Raw genomic sequence first — 15074 nt, 5'->3', positions numbered from 1 at the left:
TTTTATTAATGCCTTCCGACGAGTTGGCAGGTGCCGCTATGCGGCGCGTGCCGTTACCATGTGAAAGGAGGAACACGCTAATGGCAATGCAGATTCATGGAAATTATGATCATTCCGGCGCCGACTACGCAGAGCAGGTGAAGGAAAAAATGACCGCCGAGAGGGCGGAAAAGGCAAAGGAGGCAGAGAAAGCTGCAGAGGAGAAAAACTCCGGCAGGCTGTCCGAACCAAAGGACGAGTACATCAGCAGTGAAAAATCGGGGCAAAAGCCTACGGGACTGTACCGGGTAGGCCAGGACGAGAACGGAAACCGGAAGATCTTTTTTGATGACCCGAAAGCTGGCCATGCAAAGGAACAGGATGGCCGTTCCGAGAAAAGCGAAGATGGCAAAGCACCGAAGGTAAGCGGAGACAGCCAGGGAAAGCCGGCGGAGAAATGTATCACAAATACGGATAAGGTTGACAGGGAGATCAAGAAGCTGAAAGAGAAAAAGCAGCAGCTGGAACAGCAGATCCAGTCTGCTTCCGGAGATGAAAAGAAAATCCGGGAGCTGGAGAAAAAGCTGGCGCAGGTAGAAAACGAGTTAAGCCAGAAGGACAATGATACATACAGGCGGCAGAATGCTTCTGTATCAGAATAAAAGAGACTTAAGTTTTTAGTGTGGTATCAGTACCGGAAGATGGTGGCAAATGCGCACTGTTTTCCGGTATTTTTGGAATGGCGGCATCTTTCATGGTAATACATTAAAATAAAATCTTCTTTTAGATTTTATTGTAGAAGACTCGCAAAGCGTGGATTCTATTGTATGGGTTTCCTGGAAAGGATTATATCAGGAAAAATTTAGGAGGGACAATTATGCATACGAAAACAATGGAAGGTCTTGCAGGGGCAAGTACGAATATGAAGTTACTGAATACCCCCTTCCGTGTCTATAAAGACGCAGAGCGGAGAGGCGATACAGCCGTTATGGAGCGGGCGATGGGGTATGTCGGGGACTTTGCAGAGAAGGCAGAGGACTATCAAAAGAAAGCAGAAAAAGGAATGAAGGAGGACGCAAAGGAAGCGAAGGAAAAAGCGAAGATGGAGCAGGAAAATGCCATCAGGAAGCGCAAGGAAGAGCGCGAGGAGCAGGAAAAGAGGATAGCGGAAAGCCGGAATGAGGATACAGATACCGTAAGCATCAGTGAAAGTGGAAAGGCCGCATTGGACAAGAAGACGGATTCGGTTCAGACTGGTGCAGACAATGGCGTATCTATCGAAGAAACAGCGGATGCTGTTAAGACAGAGCCTGTAATCTATACGAAAACCGGAGAAGCATTGAAACCGGAATCCGGTACGAACCTTTCTGTTTCGGTATAGGGATCAATGCGTTAGGCTGCAGCCTTGGAAAGGAAATAAAATGAATAAGAAAAAATTAATTCGTATGGTGTCGATTTATTCGGTGATATATACAGCAATTACATTGTTAAGCAGCGTTTTGTATCTTTGTAACGGCGTCTATGAAGACCCAAGCGGTAACTGGCACGAATTAGACAGGGCTATCATTCTCCTGATCGGGATAGCGGCATTTGAACTATGCACGAATCTGCCTGTTAAGCCATTGGCTCTCAGATATTTGATTGCATATATTCCCTCTCAGCTGTTGGCGTTTGCCTATGTCTGGTTCAGCGGATTGCGGGAACCCTTGGCGAAAACAGCATACAGGGATATCTGGATTAACTTTACGAGTCTTTTTGTGCTGTTATGTATCATCAATACTGTCATTTATATTTTTAAGAAAAAGAGAGGGCAGAAAGGGGAAAAGGAATGACAGAAGCTGTTCAGAAATTTATTCCGATTTTTGTAGGGGCGCTTCTTATACTGCGCGGCCTGTTTTGGATTGTTGACGGAAAACATGGAAACAAGAGAAGCTATTTCTTTGGCATAGCAGCCATTATGGTAGGAATCATTATGTTTACAACCGTGCTTTTTCAGGTTTTGTAATTTTGTAATTATTAGAGAGGAGAATGGTAATGAGTAAATACAACGCATTATGGGAATATGTGCAGAAAAGCGGAAAGGAATCATTTCAGCTGACCTTTGAGGAGATTCAGGAGATCGCGGGGATACCGATTGACCATTCATTTCTGAAATATAAGAAAGAACTTGCAGAATATGGCTGGCAGGTCGGGAAGATATCCATGAAAGAACAGACAGTGTGTTTTCATAAGGTTGGCTGACTGCCTCCGTTTTCTGGGAAACACAAATTACAACCGGTATCCAGGGAGGTAATCATATGGCAGATATGCTGGTTAAACTATACAATATTCCCTGTTCACACGACATAGAAGAAAATTTATTCAAGAGTGGTATCAGAATCAAAAAAGCATTAGCGCCTGACAGGAGCAAAATCATCGCTTTCGCCAGGACATGTGCAAAAGATGACTATTCAGATGAAGTGCGGGCCGCTTTTTCAAATAACCCTGCCACCTGTTATATTGCGACCAGAGAAAAGGAACTTATCGGTTTCGCATGTTATGAAGCGACAGCCAGAAATTTTTTCGGCCCTATGGCCGTGCTGGAAAGTGAAAGAAAAAAGGGTGTGGGGAAAGCCTTACTGTTAAAGGCGCTGGAATCCATGCGGGAACTTGGCTATGCGTATGCCATTATTGGATGGCCCACAAAATCCGCTGTTGATTTTTATAAAAAATGCGTAAACGCAATTCTGGTTGACGAAAAAGCTTCGGGTGTATATAAACGGATGATTGAGGTTGATGAATAGAACGAGGAGTGGAGGCTTTGAAAGCGAATAAGACAATCGGTGATTTGAAAAAAAGAAGTCAACATAAGAAATGCTTGTGGAGGTATGAAAAGTGTATTATTTACTGGTGCTAAATTTAATTATGCCATTTGTAATGGTTTCAGTGGGATATACCTTTAAGAAACATCCTGCATCCGACATGGATCCAAATAATGGATATAACACACCAACTTCACGAAAAACAAGGGAACATTGGGAGTATGCACAAAGTATTGCGCCCGATATTTTTATATCTTTCGGAAAAGCTTTGGGGCTAACCGAGATTGTATTAAGCGTAGCGATGTATTTATTTCATATTTTAATTCATGAGATTTTATGTGTTGGAGTTTTTTTAGGACTGGGGTTCCTGTTTTGGGCATTTTATAAAACTGATTTGAAAATAGAAAAGAAATTTACGTAAGAGATACATCAGAGTTATAAAATAAAACAGAAAAAGTGAAAAATTAGAATCGGGATTTGCATCGGAGGGATATGGAATGAATGACATGAATGAAAAAATGATAGACGCTATCATAAAAAAGGCAGAAGCTCTGTGCCCTGATTCCCTGGCACTGATCGGTGTGTATGGCTCGGTCATTACCGGAGATGAGTACGAAAAATCCGATCTTGATTTGATGATCCTGATCAATGACGAAAAGGGACAGGTTCTGGCTGACGGATTTATTATAGATGATGCCGATATCGGATATGACCTTTATTGTACCAACTGGGATATGCTTGAAAATGATGCGCAGTGTGACCATGCACATTTATCCAAACTGTTCGACTCGGTGATTGTCTATTGCAAGGATAAAAGTGCATTGAAAAGGCTGGATGGGATCAGAAGAAAGGCGGCAGAGCTGCTTGCATCGGATAGGCGGTATGAGAAGGCAGACCAGGCGTATAGCAATGCAAAAAAGATGCTTGCAGAGGTATATCTTGCCCAATCTTTATCGAAAGCCAGAAGCTGTGCAGGAGCGGCTATTGAATTTATAGAAAATGCTGTCATGCTGCATAATGGTCGGTATTTCAGAAAAGGAACGAAAAGTGCTTTGGATGAGCTGAAACAGCTTGGACTTCCTTTTGACCTTGAAACCAGGATTCTTGCCGTCATTCAGGCAGAAACAGTGGAAAAGATACGGGCAGAGCTGACGGAAGTCTTCGTTTTGGCAGATGGGTATCTACAGGTTCCGAAGAAAAAGGAACTCCCTTCTGCAGAAAACCTGCGTGGAACATATGAGGAAATGTATTCTAACTGGAAAAACAAGATGACCGAGGCGGCAGGCAGAGACGATGTGTATTCTTCCTTTATGAATTTATTGTCTTTACAGTGGATGTTCTATGAGATTGCAGAATGTATCGCAGTGGATGGCTTTGAAATTATGGATAAATTTAGCCCCCAAAATCTGGAGGGGAATGTGGATGTCTTCGATCAGGCTCTGAATAAGTATCTTGCAGAATATGAAAAAGTGGGAATTTGCCCAAGGCATTTTGAGAGCATGACAGAATTTATTGAGAGTTGCAGCAGAGAAATTTCTGAAGAAATATAAAGAAAAATCGAGGAGAAACAACAATGGTCATTAAAACGGAAAATCTAATGTTAAGAGAATTTACTCATGAGGATTTTCCAGCATTATTTGAAATCTTTTCAGACCCGGAAACCATGCGACACTATCCCAAACCTTTTGATGAGAACCGTACAAAGGATTGGATTGAATGGAATCTCCAGAACTACGAGGAATATGGATTCGGTCTGTGGGCTGTTGTTTTAAGAGAAACGGATGAATTTATCGGCGACTGCGGGCTGACAATACAGAATATTGATGGAGAATCCCTGCCTGAAATAGGGTATCACATTCAAAAGAATCATTGGAGGAAAGGTTTTGGAAGTGAGGCCGCAAGCGCGGTTAGAGATTGGGCATTTATGAATACAGAATACGATTGCCTATATTCTTATATGAAATATACAAATATTGGTTCATGTTCTACTGCCATTGCAATCGGTATGAGGAAAGTGAAAGAATATCCTGATGAAAAGAATGGGATATCATATGCATATGCCATAAAGCGTGAAGAATGGGAAAAATTAAAATGGTAAAATTCCGATTTATCAGGAATTTGCCGAGAACGAGAAACTGGAATTTCTGCAAGATTTTCGCACTGCAAGGAGAAATTGTGATGGCGGGATACACAAATAAGTTGAAACTTACGTTATGGGTTTCTGTCGTATATGTTTTATCGTTTATATGCTATGTACCTACATTGTTAGAACAGAGTGGAATTATCATTCCCAATGGATTATTGTACTTAAAATACTTATATGTGTGTATTCCCGCTATGGCTGCTACTTTTCTGCTGATTTGCGAGCAGAACATCAAGGTATACTTTACGCGAATGTTTTCAGGGAAAATAACAATCAAATATATTTTAACAGGGGTTATATGTATGGCTGCAGGTATATTTGGTTCTTATTGCTATTCGTTCATCGTGAAAACTGACGTATTTAAAAATACATATTCGACAGTAATATCACTATTAACAAGCTGTATATACCTGCTGATAACAGCTTTTGCTGAAGAAATAGCATGGAGAGGATTTCTGCTGGAACGACTTCCTTTTAAGAACATTAAAAGTGTTCTTTTTGTCGGCGCCGTTTGGGCAGCGTGGCATTTACCAATGTGGATCATCAGAAATTCATTGGGCATGGAACAAATTGTTTGTCTTTGTATATGGACATTACTTGTTTCCGTTGTTTTGGGAATAACCTATTATCAATGCAGAAATATATTGCTGATTGCCATTATGCACGCAGCTTTTAATATCTGTTATTTAGCGCCAATACAATATAACATTGTTGTATTAGCGACCATAATTTTTGTTGGTACTCTATTGTATCACCACTTTACAACTATTATAAATAGCGCTCCTTTTGCTGAACAAGGTATTTTAAGGCTCTCATAAGGGCAGATGATTTTATTATACTTTCGCTCTTTTTCACGAAAGTGGCAAAAAATACCTCCTGCCTGATCCGCTCGCTGAGCACAAACCTGAAATCCTGTGCGCTTTCCCTACGGTACTTTGAAAATGCTTCATCCTGATATGGCAGCAGTTTCATCGCACAATAAGCTATGTTGATCAGATTAACCAGCATTTCAATCCCTTTCCGGCTGCGCACCATATAGCTGCATAGTGACCAGAAGGTTTTCTGTTCGTAATAGCTGACTTCTATCTTCCATCTGAATGAGTACAGGAACAAGGGGATGTAATCCATCCATGCACTCCCCGTCTGGTTCAGGGGGGTCTTTTCCTGCCATGCACAAAAAATCTGCAGCTGTGTGGGGAAAACCGTACTGAAGAACAGGCGCCTGGAACCGCCTTCCTTCTCTGTGGCTGTCACATAGGCAAAAACTTCCCTTGTGCCGAAAATATTTGTAAGGACACGGCGCATCCCAATATAATAACCGCCTATTTTTTCATCCGAAAGTGTAAAATCTTTTTCCGCCGAAAGACGTTTCCCATGTTTTGCAGGCCTGCCCCTTTTTCCGGTCGGCTGCGGGGCAAGGTCATAAAGGACAGAGTCATACCTTGCATTTCCGATTAGGCCAAGGTTTGGGTATTCATCCACGACAGAAACCAGATCCCCTTTTGTATACCAGCTGTCGCATAGGATAATGACATTCGCCTTTTCCTGTAATTCAGGCATGGCCTGGCGTACCATGGAAGCAGCCAGCTTTAATTTTGACTCTTCTTTCTGCCACATACGGTAGGAAAGCGGAAACGCCTGGTAAACAATCTTGCCTTTATCCCACATTGGCACACAGAGCATGACACTTACAAAGCAGTGCCCATTCAGGTAGCCGCTGCCGTTGTGCGCGGAATGGTCAAAGAGTTTTGAGACATCCTCAAATTTCTTTCCATATTTGGGAACAATGGTATCATCCATGCATAAAAAAACGGGCTGCGTCTCTAAGGATTTCGGGATTAGTTTCAATGCCATAGATGCTGTTGCATTCATAAACCTGGAATAATCCACTTTGGCATAGGAGCAGGCATAGTAAAAGGCATTCAGGGATTTATCTGTTAGCTTTGACAGGAAATGTCTGTAAAGGAAACGGATGGAATCCGCTGACTCCAGTGTCAGTATGGACAGCAGGAGCAGGACCAATGTCTCGGCTGTAGGAATGGAACAAGCCTCAAAATAAATGTAAAAATAATGATAAAGTCTACCAATTATAGTTTTTTCGTTGTATAATAAGTCTGTCGTACAGGATCACTTTCTTTCGTATTTTTTTGTTTGCAAACTTATTATACATCAGAAAGTCCTGTATGACATTTTTTTTATGGAAAAGTTGTAAAGTGGTGTATTGTATAAAAAATCAGGCAAAAAATTATTCACTTGGTAACTTCCTGCTTGTCAGGGAGCTGCATATGAAAAAGAAAATGGTGCTGATTGGAGGGCTGTATAAGGTGCAAAAAGGGCAATCGTGCTTTTGGATCAGGATTTCTACAAACATCTTGGCATGATAAAATCATCGGAAGTCGGCACATGGGTTAAAAATAGCAAATAAAACGCACTCGTGGAGAAATCGAAAGTTGACGCCGATGAAAATGAATGAAAGGAGAGAACACCTATGCTCAATGCAGGAAGCAGGATAGTAAATAATTGGATATATCCTATTGACAAAGGCTATGTACTGATTGATACAGGGTATGAAAGCGGATTTGCACATTTTAAAAAGCAATTGGCAAAGATGCAAATAGCCCCTCAACAGATACGATATATTTTTTTGACACACGCTCACGATGACCACGCAGGTTATCTGAATGAAGTACTTTCGGAATGCCCTGACCTCCAAATCGTTATGAGCGACAAAGCATTAGAAAGATTATATAGAGGGCAAAACTCTTTTCATGGCGGTTGCACAACTAAGATTGCCTTGTTCTTTTGTTATTTAATGAAGTTCGTTGGCAAAGGTAAGCATTTGTTTCCCTCAATAAAACAAGAATATCAATGTAGATGTATTCAAGTGACCGAACAAAACCGTAAGCAAGTGGAACTTTTACTGCAAGGAAAAATTATTGATACTCCCGGTCATACCTCCGATTCCATATCGCTTTTACTAAATGACGGTTCTCTATTCTGTGGTGACGCTGCTATGAACGGCTTGCCAAGTTTACATAGAATAACCATTTGGGTAGAGGACAAAACGGCTTTTCTGAAATCTTGGGAAACAATCATTGCACTTAGACCAAATCTAATATATCCGGGACATGGCAAGCCGTTTGAATATGAAGACCTTAAAATAAATCTAAAACGAACAAAAAATATAGAATTGTTACCGATTCAATAACTTCCAGTTTGAACCAAAAGATTGGCCGTGCTGTAATCCCCCTGATTAAAAAAATTTGGAGGAATACAAATATGCAGGAAAATTTAATATGAAATAAATTCTATATCGTATCAAATCAGGATAGTGAAAGAATGTGATTTAAATAGTTTGTTATTGGTGAAAAGTGATGCTTCCATACATGCCGATAGATTTCAGCAACAGAATAACGGAAAAGCAGTTTATTTTGGCGCGTTTGTCAATAACTGCGCGATTGGATATGTGTTGTTATCGCTGGATAATAAAGAAGATGTCATGCCATATACAAACCAAGAAAAATGTGCAGATATGATTGATTTGCTGGTAATAGAGCCCTTAAGAAATTATGGCATTGGAACCCGACTGTCGTTGGTATGTGAAGAATATTGCAAAGAGGCCGCAATTCCCTATTTAGGACTTGATGTAAATCCAACGGACAATTCTGCGGCAAAGAGATTGGATGAAAGATTAGGATATCATGCGGTCGGTGAACTACACTTAGACGGTGTATACGAATATACCGATGAACAGGGCAATCAAGGAAAGTATGAAGATTGGTGCATAGATATGATAAAACGAGTATAACGTCAAAATCGGAATTTGCGAGGGAAAATGTATGATTAGAATAAGACCATATAAAGCTTCAGATGTAGATACAATATTATCATGGTGTCAGGATGAAAAAGTATTTTATCAATGGACAGCAGGTATACTCGGTAATTATCCGATAACGCAAAAGGAATTTTGTTTTGTTGAATCTCTAATGCCGTTTACTGCATTTGATGATACAGGAATCGTTGGCTTTTTTACACTAAGAAACCCTGATGAATCATTGGATGAACTACGTTTTGGATTTGTTATTGTAAATCCTCACAAGAGAGGAAAAGGCTATGGAAAAGCTATGCTTCGGCTGGGTCTGAAATTTGTATTTGAAATATATGGAGCAAAAAAAGCATCATTGGGCGTTTTTGAGAATAATCTCCCGGCTTATTATTGTTATAAAGCAGTCGGTTTTAGCGATACAGTTCTTGATACGACAGAAACATATTGTGTTCTGGGTGAAGAATGGAAGTGCAAAGAATTGATTATCGAAAACAGATAAATTCCTGTTTGTCAGGAAGTCACATATTATATTGCAGAAACAGGAAACAGATAGAAATTTGGAGGGAGTGCTTTGAAAAAGCGAGAGTTTATTTATATAGCAGTTTTGACTTTGATCATTACGTTTATGGATATAACAGGTATTCCAAGCGCGTTTTTTGTCCATATTCAAGTTGCGGACATAGAGCCTGTTTACTTTACGCTTATGGTAAATTTCCTGCTCATAGGAGCGGTAGCCTATTTGTTTTTAAGGACATTTGTTCCTACATGGGACTTGGGATTTAGGAAAAAGGGCCTGGTCGATGGGCTTAAAAGATACGGAATCATTGGAGCGCTGGTTGCGGCAGTGGGTTTTCTTGCTTTTTATGTGGGATTATCACCTTTTGACCGTCAGCCATCTATTGAGAAGGTGCTTATCGAAGGTGTTGTGTATTATATTGGCGTGGCAATCATTGAAGAACTCTATGTGCGGGGCTTGTTGCTGAATCTTATTGAAAAGATGTTGGTAAAAAGTAAAAACAGCACTTTGATTGCGGTTGTGTTGTCGTCCGTGATTTTTGGGGCTGGACATATATTTGGTGTGCTAAACCAGCCGCTGCCTGTAATCGTAAGCAAGGTTGTGTGGACGATAGGCATGGGTATGTTCTTTGGAATGGTATATAAGAAAACAAATAATTTATGGTTACCGATTATGCTCCACTTTATGATCAATGTCTGCGCTTTGCCTTATTGCTTTTCGAGTATAAACGGATATGCTGATTTGACATTATATATTGTTGTGCCCGTATATATAATTTTGGGAATATACAGTTTTATAGAGCTAAAAAAAGAAGCGTGAAATTCCCGTTGTAGGATAAAGGAGGAGCGGTTCCATGAACGATTTAAAAGAATTAGGTAAACTGATGAAAGAGCACTCTGTCATGATTGTTGTAACATTGGCGGCGATGGTTGCAGGTGCGATTTTAGGGCAGTTGCGTTTTATCAGGGGGTGGTTAGGATGAAGGAAGCAGCAAACAGGGGAAAAGGAAAAACGCTCCTGATTTCAGCCGGCATAGAAATCATGCTTATTATCTGTATTGCGGCAGCGAATCTCAATCCAACGCCCATACTATATTTTATTTTTTACAATCTCCTGTATGGGCTGGTATTCGGCCTTTTCATTCCGCTGTACTGTTTGTATAAGGAAACACCCTACGGGCATCCCTTTATGCCAGGGTCTGCCCCAGCGCAAGCGAGGGTATTCGGCAATAATAAGGAAAATGGGATGCCGGCCTCTGGCAGAGTATTGGCAGAAGTCGGTTTCAAAAAGCCGGGCATACGGCAATGGGGTGTTTTGGCTGCCTTTGTGGTATTTTCCGTTGGAGGGCAGCTTATCCCGAAGATGGCTGTCGGTGAGCAGATCCCCTGGCACTTGTTGCCTATGGGAATTGTGCCGCTGATTATGACCACGTTTTTTGAGGAATTTTTATTCCGCGGATTTGTACAGAGCCGGATAGACCGGCAATTTGGGTGGGTACCGGCAATTCTGGTTTCCGGGGCAATGTTCTCCCTTTACCATTTGGGCTATCCGGGATTCCGCACCTTGGAGGATATTCTTCTGTTGTTTGCAGTAGGGGTCGGATTTGCGGCTGCATACAAGATATCTGGTAATAACCTGATTGTATCCTTCTTCGTGAACCTACCGAATGCTTTTGTTACTTACATATTGAAATATGAGCAGTTTCCCGTTATGCGTGCCAGTTCCACCATAGCGGCGGCTGTCACATTGGTGTTGATTGGGCTGATTCTTTTATTATATCGAAATGCAGATCAAAGGAGGCAATAGAATATGGAACTTGTAAAACTGACACACGAAAATCTTGATAGGGAGCACATCTGCTGTGCGATCTCGGGTAACAAGGATATTCAGGTCATGTCCAAAAAGAACTGGCTGAAAGACAGGCTGGACGAGGGGCTTGTATTCCTAAAAGGCAATGTCCGGGGAAAGTGCTTCATTGAGTATATCCCCGCGGAATACGCATGGGCGCCCATTGAAGCGCAAGGCTATATGTACATTGACTGCCTGTGGGTATCCGGACAGTTCAAGGGGCATGGATACTCGAACCTGCTGCTGGATGCGTGTATCAAGGACAGTAAAGAGAAAGGAAAGAAGGGGCTTGTAATCCTGTCCTCCAGGAAAAAGATGGGATTCCTTTCTGACCCGAAATATATGGGCTATAAGGGCTTTCAGACAGCGGATACGGCAGAGCCTTATTTTGAGCTGATGGTTCTGCCTTTTGAGGAGGGCGCACCTCTTCCCTGCTTCCGGGACAGCGTGGGCAGGCAGGAAGATATGCCGGAGGGATTTGTGCTGTATTACACAAATCAATGCCCTTTTACGGCAAAGTATGTACCGATACTGGAGGAGATGGCAAAGGCCAGGAATGCAGTGTTCCAGTCCGTACATATCCAGACCAGGGAGGATGCGCAGAATGCCCCTTCGCCCTTTACCACCTTTTCCCTTTTCTATGACAGGCAGCTCGTGACCCATGAAATTCTGTCGGAGAAGAAATTTGATAAAATCTTAGCAGATAAAGGAGTGTGAAAAATGATTCAATTAGTCAGACCAACAGAAGCGATGAAAGAACAGGCCATAGAGTTCAGACAGGAATTTTTTGAACATGGAGAATTTGTCATCAACGGAAGTGAATTATTTGATAAAACGGATGATTACACAGAATGGTGCAAATCCATAGATGCAAACACGAAAGAAGAGACCGTTAATCCGAATTGGGTTATAACGGACACATTCTTTGCTGTCGATGATGGTAGAATTGTGGGAATCATTGATTTCAGGCATACGCTGAACGACTTCCTGAAGGATCTCGGCCATTGCGGTTACAGCGTCCGTCCGTCAGAAAGAAGAAAAGGCTTCGCTACGGAAATGCTGCGGCAGTTATTGGAGGTTGCCAAAAAGACTGGGATGAACGAGCTGTATCTTTCTGTGGAAAAGAAGAATGAACCTTCGGTTAAAACAATCATTCGGAATGGAGGAGTCTATGAACGCAGCTTTGAAATTGATGGAGAACAGGCGGATATTTACAGGATTGCCCTGCCGGAATAGACATACTGGTATAACGGATACGGCAGAGCTGCAAGCTGCCTGGAGAGAAAAATGATAGGATTAAAAAGAGGAAGCGTAAAGCTTTTATCCCATCAGGAGGAATGGGATAAAAATGCCGAAAATGTAATTTGGGAATTGAAGCAACTGTTGGGAAATGCCGCTGTTGACATCCAGCATGTGGGAAGCACTGCGATTCATTCCATTTATGCAAAACCAATTATTGACATTGTGATTGGCCTCCGTGATTTGAATGATATTTCACATTATATGCAACTGTTGGAAGAACACGGTTTTATTTTTCGCGGGGAAGATGTTGCCGGGCAAATGCTGTTTGTAATGGGTGATTTTGAAAAAGATACGCGCACACATCATATTCATGCAGTCAAATGGAATGGGACAGAATGGAAAAACTATATCAATTTTCGGGATTATCTGAATTGCCATCCTGATAAAGCAATGAGATACGATGCCTGTAAGAAAAAACTGGCGTTACAATTTCCGGATGACCGAAAAAGCTATACAGAGGGCAAGCAGGAATGCATAGAATGCCTGCTGAAAGAAGCATATGTATGGAGACAACTGCAGGATACATAGAGAACACAAAAAGACGATGAAGGAGGTAAAAACAATGCGTCATATTTATATTCGTGGAATCATTGGATTGATCTGGCTGGTTGCAGCCATTGTATGCGGGGTATCCGGAAACTTCCCAATGATGGGGCTTTATCTGGTATTGGCAGGTGTATTCCTGTACTCCGCCTATGCGACATGGAAAAAAGAGAAGGACGGCAAAGGAGGAAAGTAAGATGGGAGAAACGCTCCTGACTGTTCAAAATTTAAGTGCGTGGTACAGTGAAGAGAAAAGGATACTTTCGGGGTTTTCTTTTTCGCTGGCGAAGCATGAAGTGGCAGGCCTGATCGGTCTGAACGGAGCCGGGAAAACCACATTTCTGAAGGTGCTTTCCGGCCTGCTCCCTACTTTCCGTTCAGACGGCATCTGCTTTGGCGGCGCTCCTGTGGATTTTCGGAGTCATGACTTTAAGCTTTGCCGCTATACGGTGTTTGCCGAGGATAATTCTTTTTCGTATTTTACTTTCCGGGAATACCTGGCCTATGTATGCGCTGCCTATGGGAAAGAGGTGGCTGATGTGTCGGAGCTGGTACAGGGCTTTCACTTTGAAGAATATACAGATACCCTGTTACGGGAGCTGTCAACCGGGAACCGGAAAAAAGCATTTCTGATCACGGCTTTTGCCCTGAAACCCAGACTGCTCCTTTTGGACGAACCGGTCAATGGCCTGGATTTCCAGAGTACGGAATATCTGTACCAGCAGATTTTGGGCTATAAAGAGTATGGGACTGTGCTGTTTTCTTCCCATATCCTGGAGAGCATCACGCTGACCTCTGACCGGGTTTTTGTCCTGGAAGATGGTAAGATCCGGCAGACTTTTGAAGGCGGGCAGATCAATGCCGCAGATATCCGGGAGGCACTGCATGATGAAAATGACAGGTAAAGCCTTTGCCAAAAAACTGTTTGGGGCAAAATATGAACGGCTCTCACGGACGCTTTTGATTGATGTGATCATATTTTGGGGGCTGTATATCGCAGGCTTTCAGGTGCAGGTTGCGGCATCTGTACGGATCCTGATGATAAGCACCTTTACAGCCGGCGTGATGTGGCAGGCTTTTTCTTCCAGAGATAACACTGTGGAGCTGAAACATATGCTGATGCTGCCAGGGCATGGTCGGGAATTTGTATTTTCCTATGTGGCGGTGCTGGGAGGCTATACGGTCCTTACAAAGACAGGGCTGCTTTTGGCGGTTCTGCTGGCTGTTTCTGCATGGAAGCCTATAGAGATGATAGGAATGGCCATCAGTATGCTTCATGCGGTCCTTATGGCTGCCGCAGCCTATTCCCTGAGAAAATATTGGTATGTGGGAGGGCTTTGGGCCGCTGCCATAGTGTCCGCCATTCTGTTTTTAGGAAACAGATCATGGTTTGGATTGTTGCTGCTTGCGAATAGTTTTATTGCTATTCTGATTTTGTGGAAGGCAGACGGATACGCTTTTTATCAGGGGGAGAGTGAGAAAAGCCATGCTATTAAGCAACGGAAGAGAGGTTCTTTATGGCGGTACTTTTTCCGGCATCTGAGCTGCCACAGGAATTATCTGGCCAATACCGCTGTGATGTGGTGCGTAGCCATTGTAATGCCGTATTTTTTAAGAGAAATGGCCGGGCTGTTTGTTGTCCCGGTGGGGTTTGCGATTCTATCCTTAAATACCCCTATTTGCATCCTGCTGTCCTGCGACTGTGACCTGGAGCAGGCGGTCCGTTTCCTGCCCGGACAGAAACGACGCTTTTGCATCCCATACTGCCTGTTTATTTTTTCCTGCAATATGGCTGCAGATGTGATATTCCTCTGTAGCTGGCAGATACAAAACGGCGGTGTCACTGTTCGGATGATTGCCGGGGCTGTTTTCTTTGCCCTGCAGAGTGCGGCGCTGTCTGTGCTCCTGGAATGGTTTTATCCCATCCGTGGCTGGAAGATTGAAAGCGACCTGTGGCATCATCCCCGGAAATATGTGGTTCCGGTGGTAATGCTGCTGCTTGCGGGAGCTGCCTCGGCCTGGCCGGTACTGCTGTATGTCCTGCTGGCTCTGTTGGCTGTGGAAATTGCAATTTTACTTTTTATACCCAAAGGGCACTCGTGAATGCAGGCCCGT

The 15074-nt window shown here is 42.7% G+C and carries 23 protein-coding genes; 22 read left to right on the top strand and 1 reads right to left on the bottom strand.

The features are described 5' to 3' along the window. The first annotated feature begins 80 nt into the window (after positions 1-80). The 10 genes from VSQ32_08415 to VSQ32_08370 all read left to right on the top strand — a co-directional run bounded on the left by VSQ32_08415 (position 81) and on the right by VSQ32_08370 (position 5741). A complete protein-coding gene (locus tag VSQ32_08415) occupies positions 81-641 on the top strand; it encodes a hypothetical protein (protein MEH2942883.1) in 561 nt (186 codons plus the stop codon). A 215-nt stretch (positions 642-856) separates the two neighbouring features. Continuing rightward, a complete protein-coding gene (locus tag VSQ32_08410) occupies positions 857-1360 on the top strand; it encodes a hypothetical protein (GenBank protein MEH2942882.1) in 504 nt (167 codons plus the stop codon). A gap of 40 nt (positions 1361-1400) precedes the next feature. Further along, positions 1401-1811, top strand: a complete 411-nt coding sequence (locus tag VSQ32_08405) for a DUF6608 family protein (protein ID MEH2942881.1) — start codon at positions 1401-1403, stop codon at positions 1809-1811. Next, entirely contained in the window at positions 1808-1984 is a 177-nt protein-coding gene (locus VSQ32_08400; GenBank protein ID MEH2942880.1) for a hypothetical protein, read from the top strand. The genes VSQ32_08405 and VSQ32_08400 overlap by 4 nt, the downstream gene beginning before the upstream one ends. A gap of 29 nt (positions 1985-2013) precedes the next feature. After that, a complete protein-coding gene (locus VSQ32_08395; GenBank protein ID MEH2942879.1) occupies positions 2014-2220 on the top strand; it encodes a hypothetical protein in 207 nt (68 codons plus the stop codon). A gap of 56 nt (positions 2221-2276) precedes the next feature. Beyond that, positions 2277-2762: a GNAT family N-acetyltransferase gene (locus VSQ32_08390; protein MEH2942878.1), complete on the top strand. Its 486-nt coding sequence runs from the start codon at positions 2277-2279 to the stop codon at positions 2760-2762. Positions 2763-2853: 91 nt separating this feature from the next. Further along, positions 2854-3201: a hypothetical protein gene (locus VSQ32_08385; GenBank protein ID MEH2942877.1), complete on the top strand. Its 348-nt coding sequence runs from the start codon at positions 2854-2856 to the stop codon at positions 3199-3201. Between the two features lie 76 nt (positions 3202-3277). Then, positions 3278-4330: a nucleotidyltransferase domain-containing protein gene (locus VSQ32_08380; GenBank protein MEH2942876.1), complete on the top strand. Its 1053-nt coding sequence runs from the start codon at positions 3278-3280 to the stop codon at positions 4328-4330. Positions 4331-4353: 23 nt separating this feature from the next. Continuing rightward, positions 4354-4878: a GNAT family N-acetyltransferase gene (locus VSQ32_08375; GenBank protein ID MEH2942875.1), complete on the top strand. Its 525-nt coding sequence runs from the start codon at positions 4354-4356 to the stop codon at positions 4876-4878. A gap of 80 nt (positions 4879-4958) precedes the next feature. Further along, a complete protein-coding gene (locus VSQ32_08370; protein ID MEH2942874.1) occupies positions 4959-5741 on the top strand; it encodes a CPBP family intramembrane glutamic endopeptidase in 783 nt (260 codons plus the stop codon). On the opposite strand, the gene VSQ32_08365 is transcribed toward VSQ32_08370, so the two are convergent. After that, the gene (locus VSQ32_08365; protein ID MEH2942873.1) at positions 5692-6915 is read right to left on the bottom strand and encodes a transposase; all 1224 of its coding nucleotides are present in this window, start codon (positions 6913-6915) and stop codon (positions 5692-5694) included. The genes VSQ32_08370 and VSQ32_08365 overlap by 50 nt on opposite strands. Positions 6916-7411: 496 nt before the next feature. On the opposite strand from VSQ32_08365, the gene VSQ32_08360 reads away from it, so the two are divergent. The 12 genes from VSQ32_08360 (at position 7412) to VSQ32_08305 (ending at position 15062) form a co-directional block, all read left to right on the top strand. Then, positions 7412-8131: an MBL fold metallo-hydrolase gene (locus tag VSQ32_08360; protein ID MEH2942872.1), complete on the top strand. Its 720-nt coding sequence runs from the start codon at positions 7412-7414 to the stop codon at positions 8129-8131. A 123-nt stretch (positions 8132-8254) separates the two neighbouring features. Then, on the top strand, positions 8255-8731 hold the full coding sequence (locus VSQ32_08355) for a GNAT family N-acetyltransferase (GenBank protein MEH2942871.1): 477 nt from the start codon (positions 8255-8257) through the stop codon (positions 8729-8731). Between the two features lie 31 nt (positions 8732-8762). After that, on the top strand, positions 8763-9248 hold the full coding sequence (locus VSQ32_08350) for a GNAT family protein (GenBank protein MEH2942870.1): 486 nt from the start codon (positions 8763-8765) through the stop codon (positions 9246-9248). A gap of 72 nt (positions 9249-9320) precedes the next feature. Further along, positions 9321-10085: a type II CAAX endopeptidase family protein gene (locus VSQ32_08345; GenBank protein ID MEH2942869.1), complete on the top strand. Its 765-nt coding sequence runs from the start codon at positions 9321-9323 to the stop codon at positions 10083-10085. A 34-nt stretch (positions 10086-10119) separates the two neighbouring features. Further along, positions 10120-10248 carry a hypothetical protein gene (locus VSQ32_08340; GenBank protein MEH2942868.1) on the top strand — a complete coding sequence of 43 codons (129 nt, stop codon included), beginning with the start codon at positions 10120-10122 and terminating at the stop codon, positions 10246-10248. Further along, entirely contained in the window at positions 10245-11072 is an 828-nt protein-coding gene (locus VSQ32_08335) for a CPBP family intramembrane glutamic endopeptidase (protein MEH2942867.1), read from the top strand. Before VSQ32_08340 ends, VSQ32_08335 begins: the two co-directional genes overlap by 4 nt. Before the next feature lie 3 nt (positions 11073-11075). Further along, a complete protein-coding gene (locus tag VSQ32_08330; GenBank protein ID MEH2942866.1) occupies positions 11076-11831 on the top strand; it encodes a YoaP domain-containing protein in 756 nt (251 codons plus the stop codon). Between the two features lie 3 nt (positions 11832-11834). Beyond that, on the top strand, positions 11835-12350 hold the full coding sequence (locus VSQ32_08325; protein MEH2942865.1) for a GNAT family N-acetyltransferase: 516 nt from the start codon (positions 11835-11837) through the stop codon (positions 12348-12350). A gap of 51 nt (positions 12351-12401) precedes the next feature. Next, positions 12402-12944, top strand: a complete 543-nt coding sequence (locus VSQ32_08320; protein MEH2942864.1) for a GrpB family protein — start codon at positions 12402-12404, stop codon at positions 12942-12944. A 34-nt stretch (positions 12945-12978) separates the two neighbouring features. Continuing rightward, positions 12979-13155: a hypothetical protein gene (locus tag VSQ32_08315; protein ID MEH2942863.1), complete on the top strand. Its 177-nt coding sequence runs from the start codon at positions 12979-12981 to the stop codon at positions 13153-13155. Position 13156: 1 nt separating this feature from the next. Continuing rightward, the gene (locus VSQ32_08310; GenBank protein MEH2942862.1) at positions 13157-13864 is read left to right on the top strand and encodes an ABC transporter ATP-binding protein; all 708 of its coding nucleotides are present in this window, start codon (positions 13157-13159) and stop codon (positions 13862-13864) included. After that, the gene (locus tag VSQ32_08305) at positions 13845-15062 is read left to right on the top strand and encodes a hypothetical protein (GenBank protein ID MEH2942861.1); all 1218 of its coding nucleotides are present in this window, start codon (positions 13845-13847) and stop codon (positions 15060-15062) included. The genes VSQ32_08310 and VSQ32_08305 overlap by 20 nt, the downstream gene beginning before the upstream one ends. Positions 15063-15074 lie beyond the last annotated feature (12 nt).

It is taken from the genome of Lachnospiraceae bacterium JLR.KK002, from assembly GCA_036941025.1.
Classification (GTDB): domain Bacteria; phylum Bacillota; class Clostridia; order Lachnospirales; family Lachnospiraceae; genus Petralouisia.
The sequence above is the reverse complement of the archived record's forward strand: the minus strand, read 5'-3'. Positions and strand labels throughout refer to the sequence as shown.